Origin of the sequence: Streptomyces sp. ISL-87, assembly GCF_018614095.1 — a bacterium.
In the GTDB taxonomy this organism is placed as follows: domain Bacteria; phylum Actinomycetota; class Actinomycetes; order Streptomycetales; family Streptomycetaceae; genus Streptomyces.
This window is the reverse complement of sequence record NZ_JAGGOY010000032.1, coordinates 1-17650: the sequence shown is the minus strand read 5'-3', so window position 1 is coordinate 17650 and position 17650 is coordinate 1. Positions and strand designations below refer to the sequence as shown.

The 17650-nt window shown below is 73.2% G+C and carries 15 protein-coding genes; 8 read left to right on the top strand and 7 right to left on the bottom strand.

The features are described 5' to 3' along the window. Window positions 1-95 precede the first annotated feature (95 nt). Window positions 96-665, top strand: coding sequence for a PadR family transcriptional regulator (locus J7I97_RS12185; protein ID WP_214933762.1), 570 nt, complete (start codon window positions 96-98; stop codon window positions 663-665). Continuing rightward, a complete protein-coding gene (locus tag J7I97_RS12180) occupies window positions 652-1524 on the top strand; it encodes an SGNH/GDSL hydrolase family protein (RefSeq protein WP_214933760.1) in 873 nt (290 codons plus the stop codon). Before J7I97_RS12185 ends, J7I97_RS12180 begins: the two co-directional genes overlap by 14 nt. Here J7I97_RS12180 and J7I97_RS12175 read toward each other — a convergent pair. Beyond that, window positions 1481-1888 carry a CoA-binding protein gene (locus J7I97_RS12175; RefSeq protein WP_214933918.1) on the bottom strand — a complete coding sequence of 136 codons (408 nt, stop codon included), beginning with the start codon at window positions 1886-1888 and terminating at the stop codon, window positions 1481-1483. The genes J7I97_RS12180 and J7I97_RS12175 overlap by 44 nt on opposite strands. 108 nt (window positions 1889-1996) lie before the next feature. On the opposite strand from J7I97_RS12175, the gene J7I97_RS12170 reads away from it, so the two are divergent. From J7I97_RS12170 to J7I97_RS12160, 3 genes are all read left to right on the top strand, one after another. Next, window positions 1997-2623 (top strand): YigZ family protein, encoded by a 627-nt coding sequence (locus tag J7I97_RS12170; protein WP_214933757.1) that lies wholly within the window; start codon window positions 1997-1999, stop codon window positions 2621-2623. 131 nt (window positions 2624-2754) lie between these two features. Then, a complete protein-coding gene (locus J7I97_RS12165; protein WP_214933755.1) occupies window positions 2755-3924 on the top strand; it encodes an exonuclease SbcCD subunit D in 1170 nt (389 codons plus the stop codon). Beyond that, window positions 3921-6932, top strand: coding sequence for an AAA family ATPase (locus J7I97_RS12160; RefSeq protein WP_214933753.1), 3012 nt, complete (start codon window positions 3921-3923; stop codon window positions 6930-6932). Before J7I97_RS12165 ends, J7I97_RS12160 begins: the two co-directional genes overlap by 4 nt. A 77-nt stretch (window positions 6933-7009) precedes the next feature. On the opposite strand, the gene J7I97_RS12155 is transcribed toward J7I97_RS12160, so the two are convergent. Beyond that, window positions 7010-7456 (bottom strand): Lrp/AsnC family transcriptional regulator, encoded by a 447-nt coding sequence (locus tag J7I97_RS12155; RefSeq protein WP_214933751.1) that lies wholly within the window; start codon window positions 7454-7456, stop codon window positions 7010-7012. Between the two features lie 94 nt (window positions 7457-7550). Here J7I97_RS12155 and J7I97_RS12150 point away from each other — a divergent pair, with 94 nt between their 5' ends. Further along, on the top strand, window positions 7551-8066 hold the full coding sequence (locus tag J7I97_RS12150) for a rhodanese-like domain-containing protein (RefSeq protein WP_214933748.1): 516 nt from the start codon (window positions 7551-7553) through the stop codon (window positions 8064-8066). A 79-nt stretch (window positions 8067-8145) separates the two neighbouring features. On the opposite strand, the gene J7I97_RS12145 is transcribed toward J7I97_RS12150, so the two are convergent. The 4 genes from J7I97_RS12145 to J7I97_RS12130 all read right to left on the bottom strand — a co-directional run bounded on the left by J7I97_RS12145 (window position 8146) and on the right by J7I97_RS12130 (window position 14342). Beyond that, the gene (locus tag J7I97_RS12145; protein ID WP_214933746.1) at window positions 8146-9852 is read right to left on the bottom strand and encodes a DUF885 domain-containing protein; all 1707 of its coding nucleotides are present in this window, start codon (window positions 9850-9852) and stop codon (window positions 8146-8148) included. 233 nt (window positions 9853-10085) lie between these two features. Continuing rightward, entirely contained in the window at window positions 10086-11516 is a 1431-nt protein-coding gene (locus tag J7I97_RS12140) for a GNAT family N-acetyltransferase (protein WP_214933744.1), read from the bottom strand. A gap of 197 nt (window positions 11517-11713) precedes the next feature. Then, window positions 11714-13339: an alkaline phosphatase gene (locus J7I97_RS12135; RefSeq protein ID WP_214933916.1), complete on the bottom strand. Its 1626-nt coding sequence runs from the start codon at window positions 13337-13339 to the stop codon at window positions 11714-11716. A gap of 115 nt (window positions 13340-13454) precedes the next feature. Then, entirely contained in the window at window positions 13455-14342 is an 888-nt protein-coding gene (locus J7I97_RS12130; RefSeq protein WP_214933742.1) for an alpha/beta fold hydrolase, read from the bottom strand. A gap of 285 nt (window positions 14343-14627) precedes the next feature. On the opposite strand from J7I97_RS12130, the gene J7I97_RS12125 reads away from it, so the two are divergent. Next, window positions 14628-15413, top strand: coding sequence for a GntR family transcriptional regulator (locus J7I97_RS12125; RefSeq protein WP_214933740.1), 786 nt, complete (start codon window positions 14628-14630; stop codon window positions 15411-15413). Between the two features lie 167 nt (window positions 15414-15580). On the opposite strand, the gene J7I97_RS12120 is transcribed toward J7I97_RS12125, so the two are convergent. After that, window positions 15581-15985, bottom strand: coding sequence for a DUF5997 family protein (locus J7I97_RS12120; protein ID WP_214933738.1), 405 nt, complete (start codon window positions 15983-15985; stop codon window positions 15581-15583). 58 nt (window positions 15986-16043) lie between these two features. On the opposite strand from J7I97_RS12120, the gene J7I97_RS12115 reads away from it, so the two are divergent. Continuing rightward, window positions 16044-16820, top strand: coding sequence for a LysR family substrate-binding domain-containing protein (locus tag J7I97_RS12115; protein ID WP_214933736.1), 777 nt, complete (start codon window positions 16044-16046; stop codon window positions 16818-16820). Window positions 16821-17650 lie beyond the last annotated feature (830 nt).

Sequence of the window (17650 nt, the reverse complement as noted above, 5' to 3'; positions counted from 1 at the left end):
TCTCCCCGATGCATGGTCATGGATGTGATTAGTCAGTTTCTTGACTATCATGGCCGAGGGTCCATGAACAGGGGCAGAGGTCAGGAGGACGTCCGATGGCTTTGCGTCATGCCGTGCTGGCGGCGCTTCTCGACGAGGAGCTGAGCGGCTACCAGCTGGCCAAGGCGTTCGACATGGGTGTGGCGAACTTCTGGCACGCGCTGCCGCAGCAGCTGTACGCCGAGCTGGCCAAGCTGGAGCAGGAAGGGCTGATCGCGGGCCGGGAGGTGGTCCAGGAAACCCGGCCCAACAAACGCCTGTTCCAGGTCACCGCCGCCGGGCTGGCCGAGCTGGAACGGTTCGCGGCCACCGCCACCAAGCCCTCCTTCATCCGCGACGACCTGCTCGTCAAGATCCAGGCAGCCGACCACGTGGATGCGGGCGCGCTCATCGCGCAGCTCACCGAACGGGTCACGTTCGCCGAGGCCAAGATCGGGCTGTTCGAGGCGCTGCTGCGGAAGATGCGCGGCGACCGCGCCGAGGAGGAGTTCCTGCGCCACGGCGAACGCATCGGCCCCTACCTGACCTGCCTGCGCGGCCTGGAGTTCGAGCGGGCCAACCGGGACTGGTACGAGCGCACCATGCAGATCCTTCGCGAGAGGCGGGCCGCCCATGTCCAGCGATGACCGGCTGCGTTATGTGGCCCTGGGCGACAGTCAGACCGAGGGGGTCGGCGACGGCGACGACACCGTGGGCCTGCGCGGATTCGCCGACCGCCTCGCCGAGACGCTCGCGGTGCACAACTCCGGCGTCCACTACGCCAACCTGGCCGTCCGCGGCCGCCTCGCCGGGCAGGTCCGCGAGGAACAGCTCGCGCCGGCGCTCGCCCTGCGCCCCGGCCTCGCCACCGTCGTCGCCGGTGTCAACGACCTGCTGCGGCCCAGGTTCGACGCCGACGAGGTCGCCGGTCACCTGGAGGCGATGTTCGAGGAGCTCACGGCCCGGGGTGCCCGCGTCGCGACGGTCACCTTCCCCGATGTCACACGGCTCATCCCGCTCGCCCGCCCGGTCGGCCCCCGCGTCACCGCGCTGAACCACCGCATCCGGCAGGCGGCGCTGCGGCACGGCGTGGTCGTCGCCGAGATCGCGCACCATCCGGTGGCCACCGACCCCCGCCTGTGGAGCCGGGACCGGCTGCACACCGGCCCGCTCGGCCACGCGCGGATCGCCGCCGCCCTCGCCCACGCCCTCGGCGTGCCCGGTAGCGACGACTCCTGGACCCGCCCTCTGCCCGACCCGAACCCGGCCGCCCCCGCCGGATGGCGCGCCTCCGCGGGCGAACTCCGCTGGGTCGCCTCCTTCGCCGGCCCGTGGCTCGGCAGGCGGCTGCGCGGCCGCTCCTCGGGCGACGGCCGCACGGCCAGACGCCCGGAACTGCTGCCCGTAGGCGCTGGGGAAGGTGCGGCGGGGCCGCTCGATTACGGCGACCGCGGCCGCGGGGCTACCGCAGGGCCGGAATCTCAATCGCCGGGCAGCGGTCCATGACCATGTCCAGCCCGGCCTCACGGGTGCGGGCGAAGGCGGCCTCGTCGACCACGCCGAGTTGGAACCACACCGCGTCCGCGCCCACGGCCACCGCCTGGTCGGCGACCGGACCGGCCAAATGGCTGTTCACGAAGACATCCACGACGTCCACCTTGAACGGAATCGTCTCCAGCGAGGGGTAGCCGGGCTCGCCATGCACCGTCTCGGCCTTGGGGTGTACGGGGATCACACGCTTTCCGAACCGCTGGAGCACCCGGGCCACACCGTAGGCCGCCCGCTCCTGGTTGTTGGACAGCCCCACCACGGCCCAGGTGTCGCCGAGTTCGGTGAGGATCTTGCGGATGGTTGCCGGGTCGCCGTACACGTGCGCCGCCTCCTGCTGCTCTGCCTGCCAGCGCGGCCCGGCCGGATGCCTGACCACACCACCGGTCAACGGAAAGGACACATGTCCGATTCCCCGTAGGGTGGAGCGGTGAAGGCAGACCAGTATGTGACGGTGGCCCGCGAGGGTGTGCACGAGTCCGAGATCAACCGCTCGCGGTTCCTGTGCTCGCTCGCGCCCGCCGCGACCGAGCAGGAGGCGCAGGAGTTCATCGCGCGCATCCGCAAGGAGCACCCCACCGCCACACACAACTGCTTCGCCTACGTCGTCGGCGCCGACGCCTCCGTCCAGAAGGCCAGCGACGACGGCGAGCCCGGCGGCACCGCCGGGGTACCCATGCTGCAGATGCTCATGCGCCGCGACATCCGGTACGCGGTCGCCGTGGTCACCCGCTACTACGGCGGTGTGAAACTCGGCGCGGGCGGCCTGATCCGGGCGTACGGGGGAGTCGTGGGCGAGGCGCTCGACATACTCGGAACCGTCACCCGGCGCCGCTACCGGCTGGCCACCGTCACCGTCGACCACCAGCGGGCCGGCAAGACCCAGAACGACCTGCGCTCCACCGGCCGCACCGTGGTGGACCTGCGCTACGGGGCCGAGGTGGAGATCGAGGTGGCCCTCCCGGAGGCCGACCTGCCCGCCTTCGAGGCCTGGCTCGCCGACAGCACCGCGGGCAGCGCGATCCTCACCCTCGGCGGCGAGACGTACGCCCCCTGACACGGCGACTGGCACCTACCGCGGGACCGCAGGTGGCAGACTGAAGCCGGTTACGGATCAGGTGCCGGCAGGGGCGCCCCGTCTGGTCCCATGGGTGGAGGAACGGTAAACGTGCAGGTCGGAGCAATATCGTGAGGATTCTCCATACCTCCGACTGGCACCTCGGCCGGGCCTTTCACCGGGTGAACCTGCTCGGCGCCCAGGCCGCCTTCATCGATCACCTCATCGCCGTCGTCGAGGAGCGCGGGGTCGACGCCGTCCTCGTCGCCGGTGACATCTACGACAGGGCCGTGCCCCCGCTGCCCGCCGTCGAGCTGTACGACCAGGCCCTGCACCGGCTCGCCGACCTCGGGGTGCCCACCGTGATGATCTCCGGGAACCACGACTCCGCGCGCCGCCTCGGGGTCGGGGCCGGGCTGATCGGCCGGGCCGGGATCCACCTCAGGACCGACCCGGCCGGGTGCGCGGACCCCGTGGTGCTGGCCGACGTACACGGGGAGGTGGCGCTCTATGGGCTGCCCTACCTCGAACCCGCCCTGGTCAAGGACCAGTTCGGCGCCGGGAAGGTCAGTCACGAGGCGGTGCTGGGCGCGGCCATGGACCGGATCCGGGCCGACCTCGCCACCCGCGCACCCGGCACCCGCTCCATCGTCCTCGCCCACGCCTTCGTCACCGGCGGGCAGGCCAGCGACAGCGAACGCGACATCACCGTCGGCGGGGTCGAGGCCGTGCCCGCCTCCGTCTTCGACGGGGTGGACTACGCCGCCCTCGGCCACCTCCACGGCTGCCAGACGATCAACGAACGGGTCCGCTACTCCGGTTCCCCCCTCGCCTACTCCTTCTCCGAAGCCGATCACCGCAAGACCATGTGGCTGGTCGAGCTGGGCGCGCGGGGGGAGATCGCCGGCGCCGAGCGGATCGACACCCCGGTGCCGCGGGCCCTCGCGCGGCTGCGCGGGCCGCTGGAAGCGCTGCTCGCCGACGAAGCCCTCGCCGGGTCCGAGGACTGCTGGGTCGAGGCCACCCTCACCGACCCCGTCCGGCCCGACGACCCCATGGCCCGCCTCGCCACCCGCTTTCCGCACGTCCTGAGCCTCGCCTTCGACCCCGAGGGCCGCCAGGAGGACAGCGGTTCCTCCTACGCCCAGCGGCTCAAGGGCCGCAGCGACCAGGAGATCGCCGAGGACTTCGTCGCCCATGTACGCGGCGGAGGCGAGGCCAGCGAGGCCGAACGGGCCGTACTGCAAGGCGCCTTCGACGACGTACGCACCGACGCCGCACGTCAGGAGAGCCTGCGATGAGGCTGCACCGGCTCAAGGTCACCGCCTTCGGACCGTTCGCCGAACCCCAGGAAATCGACTTCGACGGCCTCTCAGGCGCCGGCATCTTCCTGCTGCACGGCCCCACCGGTGCGGGCAAGACCTCCGTCCTCGACGCCGTCTGCTACGCCCTGTACGGGTCCGTGCCCGGCCCCCGCCAGGCCCCCGGCACCAGCCTGCGCAGCGACCACGCGTCCGCCGGCACGGCGACCGAGGTCACCCTCGAACTCACCGCGGGCGGCCGCCGCCTGGAGATCACCCGGCGGCCCGAGCAGGACCGGCCGAAGAAGCGCGGTACAGGGACGACGAAGGACAAGGCGCAGAGTTGGCTGCGCGAGTACGACGGCGAGACCTGGGAGGCGCTGAGCCGGTCACACCAGGAGATCGGCGAGGAGATCGAGCAGCTGCTGGGCATGAGCCGGGAGCAGTTCTGCCAGGTGGTGCTGCTGCCGCAGGGAGAGTTCGCCAAGTTCCTGCGCGCCGACGCGGAGGCGCGCGGGCGGCTGCTGGGGCGGCTCTTCGACACCCGCCGCTTCGCCGCCGTCGAGACCCTGCTCGCCGAGCGCCGCCGGGCCGCCGAGGCGAAGGTCCGCGCCGGAGACGAGAAGGTCCTCGGCACCGCCCAGCGCCTCGCCCAGGCCGCCGGGCCCAGCGCCGACCTGCGGGCCTGGCCGATGCCCGGCCACCAGCCGGGCGAGCCCGGGCTGGCCGAGGCGGTCCGGGCGTGGGCGGCCGTCGCCCGGTGCGCCGCCAGGGAGCAGCTGACGGTCGCCGAATACGCGCTGGCCGCCGTCGAGGGCCGCCATGCCGCCGCCCGGCGGGACGCCGAGGAGGCGCGGGAGCTCGACCGGTTGCAGCGCAGGCACGCGGAGACGGCCCGCCGGTCCGCCCTGCTCGCCGAGGCCGGGCCCGAGCGGGAACGGGTCCGGGCCCTGCTGGACCGGGCCCGGCGGGGCGCCCTGGTGGCTCCCGCCCTGGAACTGCGCGGGGCGGCGAACGCCGCGCACCTCGCCGCCGCCCACGCGGAGACGGCCGCCCGGGCGGAGCTCCCGCCGCCCCTCGCCGAGGCGGGCACCGAGCAGCTCGGCTCGGTCGAGCAGCGGCTGCGCGAAGAGCTGGGGGCGGTGGGGGCCGCGCACCGCGCCGAGCAGCGCAGCGCGGAGATCGGCCGCGAGCGGGCCACCCTGGAACGGGAGGCCCGGGCCGCCGAGGAGCAGCATCAGGAGTCCGCCGACTGGCTGGCCCGCTGGGACGAGACCCGGGCCGCGCTGGCCGAGCGGGTGGACGCCGCCCAGCAGGCCGCGACCCTGGCCGAGCAGCTCGCCGGGCGGCTGGAGCCGGCCCGGCTGCACCTGAACGCCGCCAGGCGGCGGGACGCGCTGGACGCCGACGCGCAGCGGGCGGCCGGCGAGCTGCTCTCCGTGCGCGAGGAGTCGTCCGCCGCCCGGGAGCACTGGCTGGAACTGAAGGAAGCCCGGCTGCGCGGTATCGCCGCCGAGCTGGCCGAGGCGCTGGAGGCGGGGCAGCCGTGCGCCGTGTGCGGGTCCGCGGAGCACCCCGCTCCGGCCCGCCCGGCTCCCGGGCACGTGGACCGGGCCGCCGAGGACGCCGCGCACGCCCGCTTCGAGCAGGCCGAGCAGCGCAAGGCCGCCGCCGAGAGCAAACTCGCCGCCGTCCAGGAGGCCCGTTCCGAGGCCGCGGCCGCCGCCGGGGACGCGACCACCGCCGAACTCCTCGCCCTGACCTCGGAGCTGAGCTCCCGGCACGCCGCGGCCCACGCCGCGGCAGCCGGACTGCACGCCGCCCGCGAGCAGCTCGCCCGCGCCGAACGCGAGCACGCGGCGCGCAGTTCCGACCGGCTGGAGGCAGAGCGCCGGGGCGCCGCCAGGGTCTCCCGGCGCGAGGCCCTGGACCAGGAACAGGCCTCGCTGGAGGCCGAGCTGGCCCTCGTACGGGGGGACGCGCCCACGGTCGCCGCCCGCGCCCGGATCCTGGAAGACCGGATCCGGATGGTCACCGGGGCCGCCGCCTGCCTCCGCCGGGCCGAGACCACCGCCGCGCGGCTCAAGGAGGCCGACGGCCAGCTGGCCGACGCCGCCTTCAAGGCCGGTTTCGACACCATCGAGGCCGCGGCCGACGCCGTACTCCCGGAGTACGAACGCACCGCGCTTCAGCACCGGATGGACGCCTGGCAGGCCGAGGAGGCCATGCTGGCCGACCGGCACGCCGAGAGCGACACCGCCGCCGCGGCGGCCCTGCCCCCGGCCGAACCGGAGGCCGCCGAGGCGTTCGCGAACCGGGCCGCGGCGAAACTGCGTACGGCCGGCTCGGCCTTCGACGCCGCCCGGGTGCGCTGCGCGGAGCTGGACCGGCTCTCCCGCCAGGCGGAGCAGGAGCTGCGCGCGATGGGCCCGCTGCGCGAGGAGTACGACCGGGTGGCCCGGCTCGCCGGACTCACCGCGGGCACCTCCGCGGACAACGAGCGCAAGATGCGGCTGGAGGCGTACGTACTGGCCGCCCGGCTGGAGCAGGTCGCCGCCGCGGCGACGGTACGGCTGCTGCGCATGTCGGGCGGCCGCTACACCCTCGTCCACTCGGACGCCAGAGCGAGCGGACGAGGGCGCTCCGGCCTCGGGCTGCACGTGGTGGACGCCTGGACCGGGCGCGAGCGGGACACCGCGACCCTGTCGGGCGGCGAGACCTTCTTCGCCTCACTCGCCCTCGCGCTGGGGCTGGCCGATGTGGTCACCGACGAGGCGGGCGGCATGCGGCTCGACACCCTGTTCATCGACGAGGGCTTCGGCAGCCTCGACGACCAGGCACTGGACGAGGTGCTCGACGTACTGGACTCGCTGCGGGAACGGGACCGCAGCGTCGGCATCGTGAGCCATGTCGCGGATCTGCGGACCCGGGTGCAGGCCCAGCTGGAGATCGTCAAGCAGCGCGGCGGTTCGGTGGTGCGCCACCGGATGGCGGCTCTGGCGGACTGAGCCGGGGCGGGCTCGCGCGCATGCGGGTCTGCGGGGCTGCGGGTTCTGCCGGTCTGCGGGGCTATGGGTCTACGGGTCTACGGGCTGAGGGGGCGGCGGGGCAGCGGTGACGAGTACACGATGCTCGTGGTGACCGCGCCGAGGCCGGAGATCCTGCCCGTGACCTCCTCCAGGTGCCCCATCGACCGGGCGGCGACCTTGAGCACGAAACAGTCGTCGCCCGTGACGTGATGGGCCTCCAGGATCTCCGGGGTGGCCTCCAGCAGGTCGTGGAACGGCTTATAGTTGCCGTGCGGATAGCGCAGCCGGACCAGCGCCAGGATGGACTTGCCCAGCTTCTCCGGATCCACCACCGCCGTGTATCCGGTGATCACGCCCGCCTCCTCCAGGCGGCGCACCCGTTCGGTCACGGCGCTGGAGGACATCGACACCGTGCGCGCGAGCTCGGCGAAGCTTGCCCGGCCGTCCTCTTGAAGGGCGGTCAGGATGCGCCAGTCGGTGGCGTCAGGGGAATAGCCGGTCATGTTGCAGGTGTAGCAGGAGGATCCCCGGAGGAACAAGGGAAAGGCCGGTGAAACTCACTTCCGGAGATGATCAATGGCTCGTAGATTTTGAGCCATGACGACGACACACAGCACCTCCGCCGCCCCCGCCTCCACCAACCCCGTGCTCCGGGTCCCCCCGGCCAGCCCGGCCGCGGCCGCCGCCTACTTCGCGGCGAGCCTCGCCTTCCACGCGGATGTGTCCGATGTCGCCGGCGCAGTCAAGGCCCACCGCGAGCAGGGCGCCGAACTCGGCTTCCAGCTCATCGACTCCCGCTCCACCCCGTCCTGGGACCAGGCCCACGTACCCGGCGCGATCCACCTGCCCACCGCCCTGATCCCCGAGCAGGCCGAGCTGCTCCTCGACAAGAACGTCCCCGTGGTGACTTACTGCTGGGGCCCCGGCTGCAACGGAGCCACCCGCTCCGCCCTTGCCCTCGCCGAACTCGGCTTCCAGGTCAAGGAGATGCTCGGCGGCATCGAGTACTGGATCCGCGAGGGCTTCGAGGTCGAGACCTGGCAGGGCAGCCAGCAGCGCGCCGAGGCCGACCCGCTGACCGCGCCCACGGACTCCGACGACTGCGGCTGCTGAAGCCGCCGCCCGCGCGGAAACGGGAATGGGCCGCTCGCTCCTCGAGGGAGACGAGCGGCCCATTCCGTATGCCCGGGGATCAGAGCTTCGACAGCTCGTCCACCAGGTCGTCCAGCCCCAGCGAACCCTGCGACAGCGCCGCCATGTGCCACGCCTTCAGGTCGAAGGAGTCACCGTGCGCGGCGCGGGCGTTGTCCCTGCCCAGCAGCCAGGCACGCTCACCCAGCTTGTAGCCGATGGCCTGACCCGGCATTGACAGGTACCGGGTCAGCTCGCTCTCGACGAACTTCGCCGGCCGCCCGCTGTGCAGGCCGAAGAACTCCTGCGCCAGGTCCACCGTCCAGCGCTCGCCCGGGTGGAACGGCGAGTCGGCCGGGATCTCCAGGCCCAGGTGCATGCCGATGTCCACGATGACCCGGGCGGCGCGCATCATCTGGCAGTCCAGGTAGCCCAGCCGCTGCTCGGCGTCCTTGAGGTAGCCCAGCTCGTCCATCAGGCGCTCCGCGTACAGCGCCCAGCCCTCGGCGTTGGCGCTGACGAGACCGACGCTGGCCTGGTAGCGCGAGAGCTGGTCCGCGACGTGCGTCCACTGCGCGAGCTGGAGGTGGTGGCCCGGAACACCCTCGTGGTACCAGGTCGAGACCAGGTCGTACACCGGGAAGCTGGTCTGGCCCATCGTCGGCAGCCAGGTGCGCCCCGGCCGGGAGAAGTCCTCCGAGGGATTCGTGTAGTACGGAGCCGCGGCGCCGCCCGGCGGGGCGATCATCGACTCCACCTTCTTCACCCGCTCGGCGAGTTCGAAGTGGGTGCCGTCGAGGTTCTCGATGGCCTCGTCCATCAGGCCCTGCAGCCACGCCTGGACCTCGTCGACGCCCTCGATGTGGGTGCCGTGCTCGTCCAGGTGCTTCAGCGCCTCCCAGGGGCCCGCGCCGGGGAGGATCTTCGCCGCCTCGGTCTTCATCTCGGCGAGCAGCCGGTGGTACTCCGACCAGCCGTAGGCGTACGCCTCGTCCAGGTCCAGATCCGTGCCGTTGAAGTACCGCGACCAGCGGGCGTAGCGCTCGCGGCCCACGGGATCCGGCGCGCCCGCCACGGCGGGGGCGTACACCTCGCGCATCCAGTCGCGGAGTTCGACGACGGCCGCAGTCGCACCGGCGGCCGCCTCGTCCAGCTCGGCGCGGAGCGGCTCGGGACCGGCGGCGGCGAACTCGCCGAAGTAGTCCCGGGCGTCGTCGGCGTCCTGGCCGGCCCAGGTGGTCAGCTGGTCGACGAAGGTGGCGGTGGGGCGCGGGCTGCCGTACAGGCTGCGGTCCAGGCCGAGCTGGAGGCTCTCGCGGTAGCCGGCGAAGGCGGCCGGCACGGCGCGCAGCCGCTCGGCGATCGCCGCCCAGTCCTCGGCGGTGTCGGCCGGGGTCAGGCTGAAGACCTCGCGGACGGCGTGCGCGGGGGAGTGGATGTTGCTGACCGCGCGCAGGTCCTCGTCGGCCTCGTGGACCGCGAGTTCGGCGGTGAGGCGCTCGCGCAGCAGGCGGGCGCAGCGGCGCTCGGCGTCGCTGTCCGCACCGGGCAGCCGCTCGGCGGTGTCGAGGCGGGCGAGGGTGGTACGGGACAGTTCGGCCGCAGCGGCTCGGCCGGCCGGCGAGAAGTCCGGGAGCTTGCTGGAGCTCGCGGCTACACCCAGGTAGGTGCCCGTGATCGGGTCGATGGCGATGAGGTCGTCGACGTAGGCGTCGGCGACCTGGCGGGGCAGCCGGGCGCCGCTGTCACTGTGGAGGGTCTCTGACATGCGGACATCTTCTTATGTGAGAAGGGTCCGCGTCATCACCGTTCGCTGTCAGCCTGCTTACGTTGTGACCCGCGCCCGGTACCCCGCGCCCGGTACCCCGCCCCCGGTACCCCGCCCCCGGCACCCCGCAGCCCGGTCTGCGCCGGCCGGTCTCCGCAGCCCGGTCTCCGCAGCCCGGTCTGCGCCGGCCACCGGATCGTGGCCGGCGCAGACCCGGCTGCCGGACCACGTGCTCAGTGCCGGTGGTTCCGGGGCCGCTGCTGGGCCTGCGGGAGCTCGTACGGCAGCCGGGAGCTGACCGGGGTGGCGTCCAGCCGGGCCGTGATCACCAGCGTGCCCTCCTCGATCTGGTAGTCGAGGGGCAGGCCGAGCCCGCGCATGGCCGCGACCATGCCGGTGTTGGAGGCCTGGGTGACGGCGTACACGCTGTCGCATCCCGCCTCGACGGCCATCGCGATCAGGCGGCGCAGCAGCTCCGAGCCGATGCCGCGGCGCTGCCAGTCGTCCTCGATGAGCAGCGCCACCTCGGTCTCGTCCCCGTCCCACAGCAGGTGGCCGAGGGCGACCAGCTTGCCGGAGGCGGTGGTTGCGGCGAGGGTGCGGCCGAAGCGGGGGCTCAGCAGGTGACCGAGGTAGCGGTCGGCGTCGGAGACGGGGCCGTGGTAGCGCAGGCCGAGGGTGCGCTCGGAGCACCGGTCGTGCATCGCGCGGGCGGCCGCCTGGTCGGAGCCGTCGGCGCGGCGCACGGTGATCTCGTTGCCCTCGGGCAGGGTCAGCACGTCCTGGCTGCGCGGGACGCGCGGGCCCAGGCGGGCGTCGAGCTCGACCAGGGCCCGGGCGCGGGCGAACTCGGTCGGGGTGAAGGGCAGGTAGGGGCGCTCCACGGTGATCGCGCCGCCCGAGGGGTCGCGCAGCCGCATCACCGTGGTCTCCAGGACCCCCTCGACCGGGGCGTCGGCGCCCGCGTTGGGGCGGCCCGAGAGGGTGGTGGCCGGGATCGAGTGTATGGTGCAGCGGCCGAGCAGCTGGCGCAGCGCGAGGGGGAGTTCGGCGGCGTCCAGGGCGGTGCGGGTGGCCAGGCCGAGGACGCGGGTGGGGGTGTCGACCAGGTCGTGCGCGTCGGCGCGCTCGATCCAGGTGCTGTGGCCGCCGGCCTGGGCGACGGCCCGGGTCAGCTCGGCGGAGGGCAGCTCCTGCGGTGCGCGCAGCAAGAACTCGTCCACCGTGCCGCCCTCGGGGAGCGGGTGGGTCTGCAGCGTCAGGATGTCAACGCCGTTGCGGGCGAGCGCGGTGCAGAGCGAGGCCAGGCTGCCGGGCTCGTCCCGCACCGTCGTCCGCATCCGCCACAGGGCGGCGCTGGTCCTCGTACCGGCCGGGGACGACGCGGCGGGCGCCGTGCCCCGGGCCGGACCCGAGGGCGCTGCATTCCCCGGCGGCGGCGCATGGCTGTGGCGGCGCGCCCACCAGGTGTGGAACGCCGCCGTGACCAGGAGTGCCACGGCCGAGGCGACCAGCAGGATCGGGCCCCTCGGGCCGTGCACGACGAGGTTCGCGATGCCGTCGGCGACGGCGACGGCGCAGAACAGGGCGGCGAGTTCGACGACGTCACGGCGCCAGTGGTGGCGGTGGGGACGATGGGCGGAGGCAGGATTGCGTTCAGTCATGCGCACCACTGTGGCCCAGGGGTGTTGCGTGATCACGAACGATCTGTGACCGGCGGGTTAAGTGTCCATCTGGCCGATTTCGCCCATTTTTCGGGCTGATTTCCGGTAGGCCGGGGGTTGGGGTCGCGGCCGAGGTCGCGGCCGGGCCTGAGCCCGGGGGCCGGCGGGGCCGGGCCCCGGACTACCGGACTGTCGGTCTACTGGCCCACGCGCCCCGGCCGGAGCGTCTTGGTGAAGAGTACGCCGCCTCCTTGGCGGCGCAACCGGACGGTGAGGTCCCCGCCCGCCGCGTCGATCTCCACCTCGCCGTAGTACGGGGGGTTCTCCGACGGCGACATGTTGGCGAACGGCGCGGACTGGACGTACGCCGTCTCCGGGCCGAAGGTGGCGTCGAGCCGGCCGGCCGGGAACCCGCCCGCGCCGATGGGGCCCGAGACGAACTCCCAGAACGGCGCGAAGTCGGTGAACGCGGCCCGCTCGGGCGCGTAGTGGCTGGCGGCCGTGTAGTGCACGTCGGCGGTGAGCCAGAGGGTGCCGGTGATGCGCTGGTGCTTGATGTGGCGCAGGAGTTCGGCGATCTGGAGCTCCCGGCCCAGCGGCGCGCCCGGGTCACCCTGCGCGACGGCCTCGAAGTTCGTGGCCCCGTCGGCGACGACGATGCCGAGCGGCATGTCGGAGGCGATGACCTTCCAGGTGGCGCGGGAGCGCGAGAGTTCCCGCTTGAGCCAGGCCAGTTGCTCCGCGCCGAGGATGCCGATGGGGTCCTCGGTCTGGCGGCCGGGGGAGTTGGCGTCGCGGTAGGTGCGCATGTCGAGGACGAACACGTCGAGCAGCGGGCCGTACCGCATCACGCGGTACATCCGGCCCTCGGCGCGGCCGCCGCGCAGATCGGTCACGGGGAAGTACTCGCCGAAGGCCTGCCGGGCGCGGGCGGCCAGGGTGTCGGCGTCCTTGACGGTGTAGCGGGGATCCTCGATCACCTGGCCCGGGTACCAGTTGTTGCGCACCTCGTGGTCGTCCCACTGGGCGAGGACCGGGACCTGGGCGTTGAAGTCGCGCAGGCCGCGATCGAGCAGGTTGTAGCGGAAGTTCCCGCGGAACTCGGCGAGTGTCTCGGCGACCTTCGCCTTCTCCTCGGTGGTGATGTTGCGCCAGACGGTGCCGTCGCGCAGGGGCACGGCGGCCTGGATCGGGCCGTCGGCGTAGATCGTGTCGCCGCTGAAGAGGAAGAAGTCGGGGTCGAGCAGCCGCATTTCCTCGAAGACGCGGTAGCCGCCGAGGTCGGGGTTGATGCCCCAGCCCTGACCGGCCAGGTCCCCGGACCACAGGAAACGCACGTCGTGGCGGCGGGAGACGGGGGTGGTGCGGAAGGCGCCGCGGACCGGCTCGCCGGTGCGGCGCGGGTCGTCCGGGTCGGCGAGCGTGACCCGGTAGTGGATCTGCCGGCCGGGCGGCAGGTCGCGCAGCGTGGTGGTGCCGGTGAAGTCGGTGGCGGGGCCGAGGAACGGGCCGCCGTGGCGGCGTACGCCGTAGCGGAACAACTCGCTCGGGGACGTCTCAACGTACATCCGCGCGGGCCGGTCGGAGCGGGTCCAGATGGTGGCCGAGTATGGGGTGATCTCGCCGGACTGGGTGCCCCACAGGGCGCTCGGGCGGCCGGACCGGGTGAAGGCGGGGGCCGTGCCGATCGCGGCGGATTGGGGTGCGGCGGATTCGGGTGCGGCGAACGCGGGTGCGGCGAGCGCACCGGACAGGGTGAGGCCCACTGGAACGGCGAGGGAACCGCCGAGCAGGGACCGTCGGGTGTGCGGCATCGGTGCCATCGGTGCCATCGGTGCGCCTCCAGGGGCCGGCGGGGACGGGTCGGACCAGTGTGCTGGTGCACACCGGCCCGGCCGCGTCGGCCACGCGAACCGTGGATGAACAGCCGTCAGCCGCTCAGATCCCCAGGTGGGTTGTGGTGTGGGTGGTCCCGGGGGTCGTGCTGTGGGTCGTGCTACGGGTTGTGTCGAGGACCACCCGGGAGACCAGCGCCGGGTTGTCGTGCATGGGCACGTGGCCGCAGCCCGGCAGCCGGACGAGCCGGGCGCCGGGGACGGTGTGCTTGGCGCGCACGCCCTGACGGCGCAGCAGCAGCCGGTCGCGGGTTCCCCAGGCGATGGTGACCGGCATGCCGGGCACGTCGTCGGTGAACCGTACGGAGCCGCCCGCCGCCAGGGTCTGCTCGAAGCCGGTCGCCTCGCGCAGGGCGAGGGTCTCCGCGACCACGGCCTCGGGCGTACGCCGGGTCGGGGTGGCGTAGATCGTGCTGGTGAGCGCGGCCCGGCCGGCGGCGCTGCGCGAGAGGCGCTCCAGGGCGGGGCGGGGCAGTGCCTTGGCGCCGACGCGCATTGCGCGGAGGGTGGCGAAGGCGTACCGGCGCTCGCCCTCCGTCCAGAACCCGGCCGGGGAGAGGGCGGTGACGGAGCGGACCAGTCGGCTCCGGCCCATCTCGAGCGCGAGCAGCCCGCCGAGGGAGTTGCCCGCGACGTGCGGGCGTTCGACACCGAGAGCCGAGCAGAGCGCGCCGAGGGCCGGGGCGACGGTCTCCAGGTTGTACGGAACCCCCTCGGGCAGCGGCTCGGAGGCGCCGAAGCCGGGCAGGTCGACGGCGATGACGTCGTGCTCGGCCGCCAGGATGTCGGTCACCGGGTGCCAGGCCTGGAGGTGGTGGCCGATGCCGTGGAGCAGAAGAAGCGGTTCGCCGGCGCCCTTGCGCTCGTAGGCGACGGTGGCGGTGCGGGGGCCCAGCGGCGAATCGATCGTGAAGGAGACCGTGGCGGTCATGCTGCTCCTCGTCGGGTGAACGCGTATGAGACGGGCTGTCAGTAATGACTACAGCCATGATTACCGCCCGGTACCCCTTGACTACAAGCTTTCAGGGCATCACGAACATCCTGTGAACGGCTTGATACATATGCCCGTTCTGCCCGGCAAAGGTACGAGGATTGGTCTTGACCAAGGGATTGCGCCGTCCTATCGTCGCAGGGATAGTGCAGGAACCTTTAATAAACAAAGGCGCGGAACTGCCGCTGGAACACGGCGATTGCAGCGATGGCAGGAGGATTCAGGGTGGGGACCACGCAGCTCGAAACGGTGCCGGAGCCTAAGTACTGGCACCTGAAGACCGTGCTCAGCGAGGCGCTTGACCAGGATTTCGCCGTGGGTGAGGTGCTGCCCAACGAGCGTGAACTCGCCGCTCGCTTCGGAGTTGCCCGTGCGACGCTGCGTCAGGCCCTGGAGCAGCTGGAACTCGAAGGCCGTCTCCAGCGCCGGCGCGGTGTCGGCACCACCGTCGCCCCGCCGCGCGTCGGCGTCGCCGTCGGCAGTACGCGGCACAGCTGGCCCGGCGAGAGCGCCGACGGCTGGGAGGCCGTGGACGCGGCCGAGACCCTGGCTCCTGCCGCGGTCGTGAAGCTCCTCGGGGCCGGAAACGGAGCTGGAAGCGGAACGGGCTTTGCCGCGGACCAGCCCGTGCACACCGTGCGCCGGACCCGGGTCACGCAGGGCCAGCCCGTCGCCGCCGAGCTGCTGTACGTGCCCGCCGACTCCGTGCCGGGTCTCTCCGCCATCGACGCCCCGGCCGGGCCTGCGCGCGCCCGCGCCGTCCTGCGGGAGCTTGAGCGGCTGGTCCTCGACGGCCAGGACCGCTCCGTGGAGCTCGGCTCCGCCCGCGCCGACGACGCCAAGCAGCTGGACCGCCTGCCGGGTGCCCCGGTGCTGGTCGTCACCACCCGCTACTTCACCGCCGCGGGCACGGCCGCCGTCTCGGTGGCCACGTACCGGGCCGACACCTGCCGCCTCACCTTCGGCGACTCCGGCGACGTCGAGATCACGGAGACCCGCGTCGCGTCTTGAGGCGTCACGTCTTGAGGGGCCGGCGGCCCGTGATCATGCGGGCCGCCGCCGAACAGCCGTGAGCATCCTCCGCGCCGACCGGCGCGGAGGATGCTCATGGTCCAAGCCGCCTCTGCTCCGCCTCTGCCGAAGAGCCTGGCATCAGCGGGGACGGCTGTGAGGCTGGTTCAGGAACCCGATCGGCCGGGCTGAGCGGCGCGCTCGGCGTTCTTCTCCTTGATGCGGACCGCTTCCTTGCGGACCTCGGCCTGCGTGGCGCGTTCCTTCTGGAGCCACTCGGGCAGCTCCTGCTTCAGCGCCTCGATCTGCTCCGTGGTGAGCGCCTCGGTGACTCCGCCGCGGGCGAGACCCGCGATGGAGATGCCCAGCTTCGCCGCGACCACCGGACGGGGGTGCGGGCCATTGCGTCGCAGTTCCTGGAGCCACTCGGGCGGGTTGGTCTGCAGTGCGTTCAGCTCGGTGCGCGAGACGACACCCTCCTGGAACTCGGCGGGGGTGGCCTCGAGGTACACACCCAGTTTCTTCGCCGCGGTCGCGGGCTTCATGGTCTGGGTGGTCTGGTGCGACGTCATGGTGTCAAGAGTAGCGAGCGTGTGCGATACCTCCGACCACGGCCGGTACCCTGGCCGAGTGACAGGCTCGGAAGCATCCCCTTCTTTCCGGCTCGCCTATGTCCCGGGAGTGACGCCCACCAAGTGGGTGCGGATCTGGAACGAGCGGCTGCCCGAAATCCCACTGACCCTCGTCGGGGTGTCCGCCGCCGAGGCGCCCGACATGCTGCGGGGCCGCGGCGCCGACGCCGGTTTCGTGCGGTTGCCGATCGACCGGACGGACCTCAGCGCGATCCCGCTCTACACCGAAACGACGGTGGTCGTGGTCCCGAAGGACCACATCATGGCCGCGGTCGAAGAGGTGACCGCCGAGGATCTGGCCGATGACATCGTGCTGCATCCCCTCGACGACACCCTCGAATGGGAGCAGCTGCCGGGACGGCCCGCGATCGAGCGCCCCGCGACGACTGCGGACGCCATCGAGCTGGTGGCCGCGGGAGTGGGACTCCTCGTCGTCCCGCAGTCGCTCGCCCGGCTGCACCACCGCAAGGACCTCACGTACCGGCCGGTCTCGGACGCCCCTCAGTCGCGGATCGCGCTGTCGTGGCCGGAGGAGGAGACCACCGATCTGGTGGAGGAATTCATCGGGATCGTCCGAGGGCGCACCGTCAACAGCTCGCGCGGGCGCTCCCAGGCCCAGGCCCCCGCGGCTGCGCAGCCGAAGCGCAAGCGCCCCGACGCCGGCGGCGCGCAGCGCAAACCCGGAACCGGAAAGTCGACGGGCAAGAACCCCCGCAGTTCTTCCGGCGGCCCGAAGGGCAGTGGCAAGCGAGGCAAACCCCGCCGCCGCCCGTAACCGCAGCCCACTCCGACCACCCACGCCCACCCCCGCGCGGCCTGCCCGTGCGCCGCACCTCCGCGTGCCGTGCTCCCGCGTGGCGTGCCCGGGCGGCGCACCTCTGCGTGGCGTACCTCTGCGTGGCGTGGTCCCGCGTGGCGTGGTCCCGCGCGGCGTGCGTGTGCGGCCTGCCCCCCGCGTGGGTGCTCCCGCGTGGCGGGGAGCCGGCGAGGCCTGCGGCCGTGCGGCGTACCTCTGCGCGGCGTGCGGCCGTGCGGCGTGCCGCCGCGTGGCGTGGTCCCGCGCGGCGTGCGTGCGGCCTACCTCCGCGTGGGTGCTCCCGCGTGGCGGGGAGCCGGCGAGGCCTGCGGCCGTGCGGCGCACCTCCATGCGGCCTATTCCCACGTGACGTGGTCCCGCGCAGCGCGCTCCCGGGGGCGGCGCGTTCACACGGCGGGTGCCTTGCACGGGGCGGTCTGGTGCGCGGGGCAGCCCGCTTCGCAGGGCAGGGGTCCGGGGCCGCAGTCCGGGGTGCGGAGCCTGGGGCCGTTGTCCGGGGTGCGAAACCCGGGGCAGTAGGGGCGCGGGGCGGCCCGCGTCAGGGGGAGGGGTCCTGGGCCGTAGGTCCGGGGATCCAAACCCGGGGCCGCTGTCGGGGTGCGGAGCCGGGGCAGAAGGGCGCGGGGTGGCCCGCTTCACCGGGCAGGGGTCCTGGGCCGTAGTAGTCGGGGTGCGAGACCCATGGCCGTTGTCCCGGGTGCGAAACCCTGGGCGGCGCGGCGCGGCGCGGCGCGGGACGGCAGCGGGGGCCGGGGCGCCGAGCCGGGGCCCTAGTGCTGCTCCGCGTT

Excerpts from the sequence above, each read along its gene's own strand:
- J7I97_RS12155 (WP_214933751.1), bottom strand. The coding sequence starts at position 7,456 with ATGACCGGCTATTCCCCTGACGCCACCGACTGGCGCATCCTGACCGCC.
- J7I97_RS12135 (WP_214933916.1), bottom strand. The coding sequence starts at position 13,339 with ATGGCACCGATGCCGCACACCCGACGGTCCCTGCTCGGCGGTTCCCTC.
- J7I97_RS12160 (WP_214933753.1), top strand. The coding sequence starts at position 3,921 with ATGAGGCTGCACCGGCTCAAGGTCACCGCCTTCGGACCGTTCGCCGAA.
- J7I97_RS12140 (WP_214933744.1), bottom strand. The coding sequence starts at position 11,516 with ATGACTGAACGCAATCCTGCCTCCGCCCATCGTCCCCACCGCCACCAC.
- J7I97_RS12180 (WP_214933760.1), top strand. The coding sequence starts at position 652 with ATGTCCAGCGATGACCGGCTGCGTTATGTGGCCCTGGGCGACAGTCAG.
- J7I97_RS12120 (WP_214933738.1), bottom strand. The coding sequence starts at position 15,985 with ATGACGTCGCACCAGACCACCCAGACCATGAAGCCCGCGACCGCGGCG.
- J7I97_RS12130 (WP_214933742.1), bottom strand. The coding sequence starts at position 14,342 with ATGACCGCCACGGTCTCCTTCACGATCGATTCGCCGCTGGGCCCCCGC.
- J7I97_RS12185 (WP_214933762.1), top strand. The coding sequence starts at position 96 with ATGGCTTTGCGTCATGCCGTGCTGGCGGCGCTTCTCGACGAGGAGCTG.
- J7I97_RS12150 (WP_214933748.1), top strand. The coding sequence starts at position 7,551 with ATGACGACGACACACAGCACCTCCGCCGCCCCCGCCTCCACCAACCCC.
- J7I97_RS12145 (WP_214933746.1), bottom strand. The coding sequence starts at position 9,852 with ATGTCAGAGACCCTCCACAGTGACAGCGGCGCCCGGCTGCCCCGCCAG.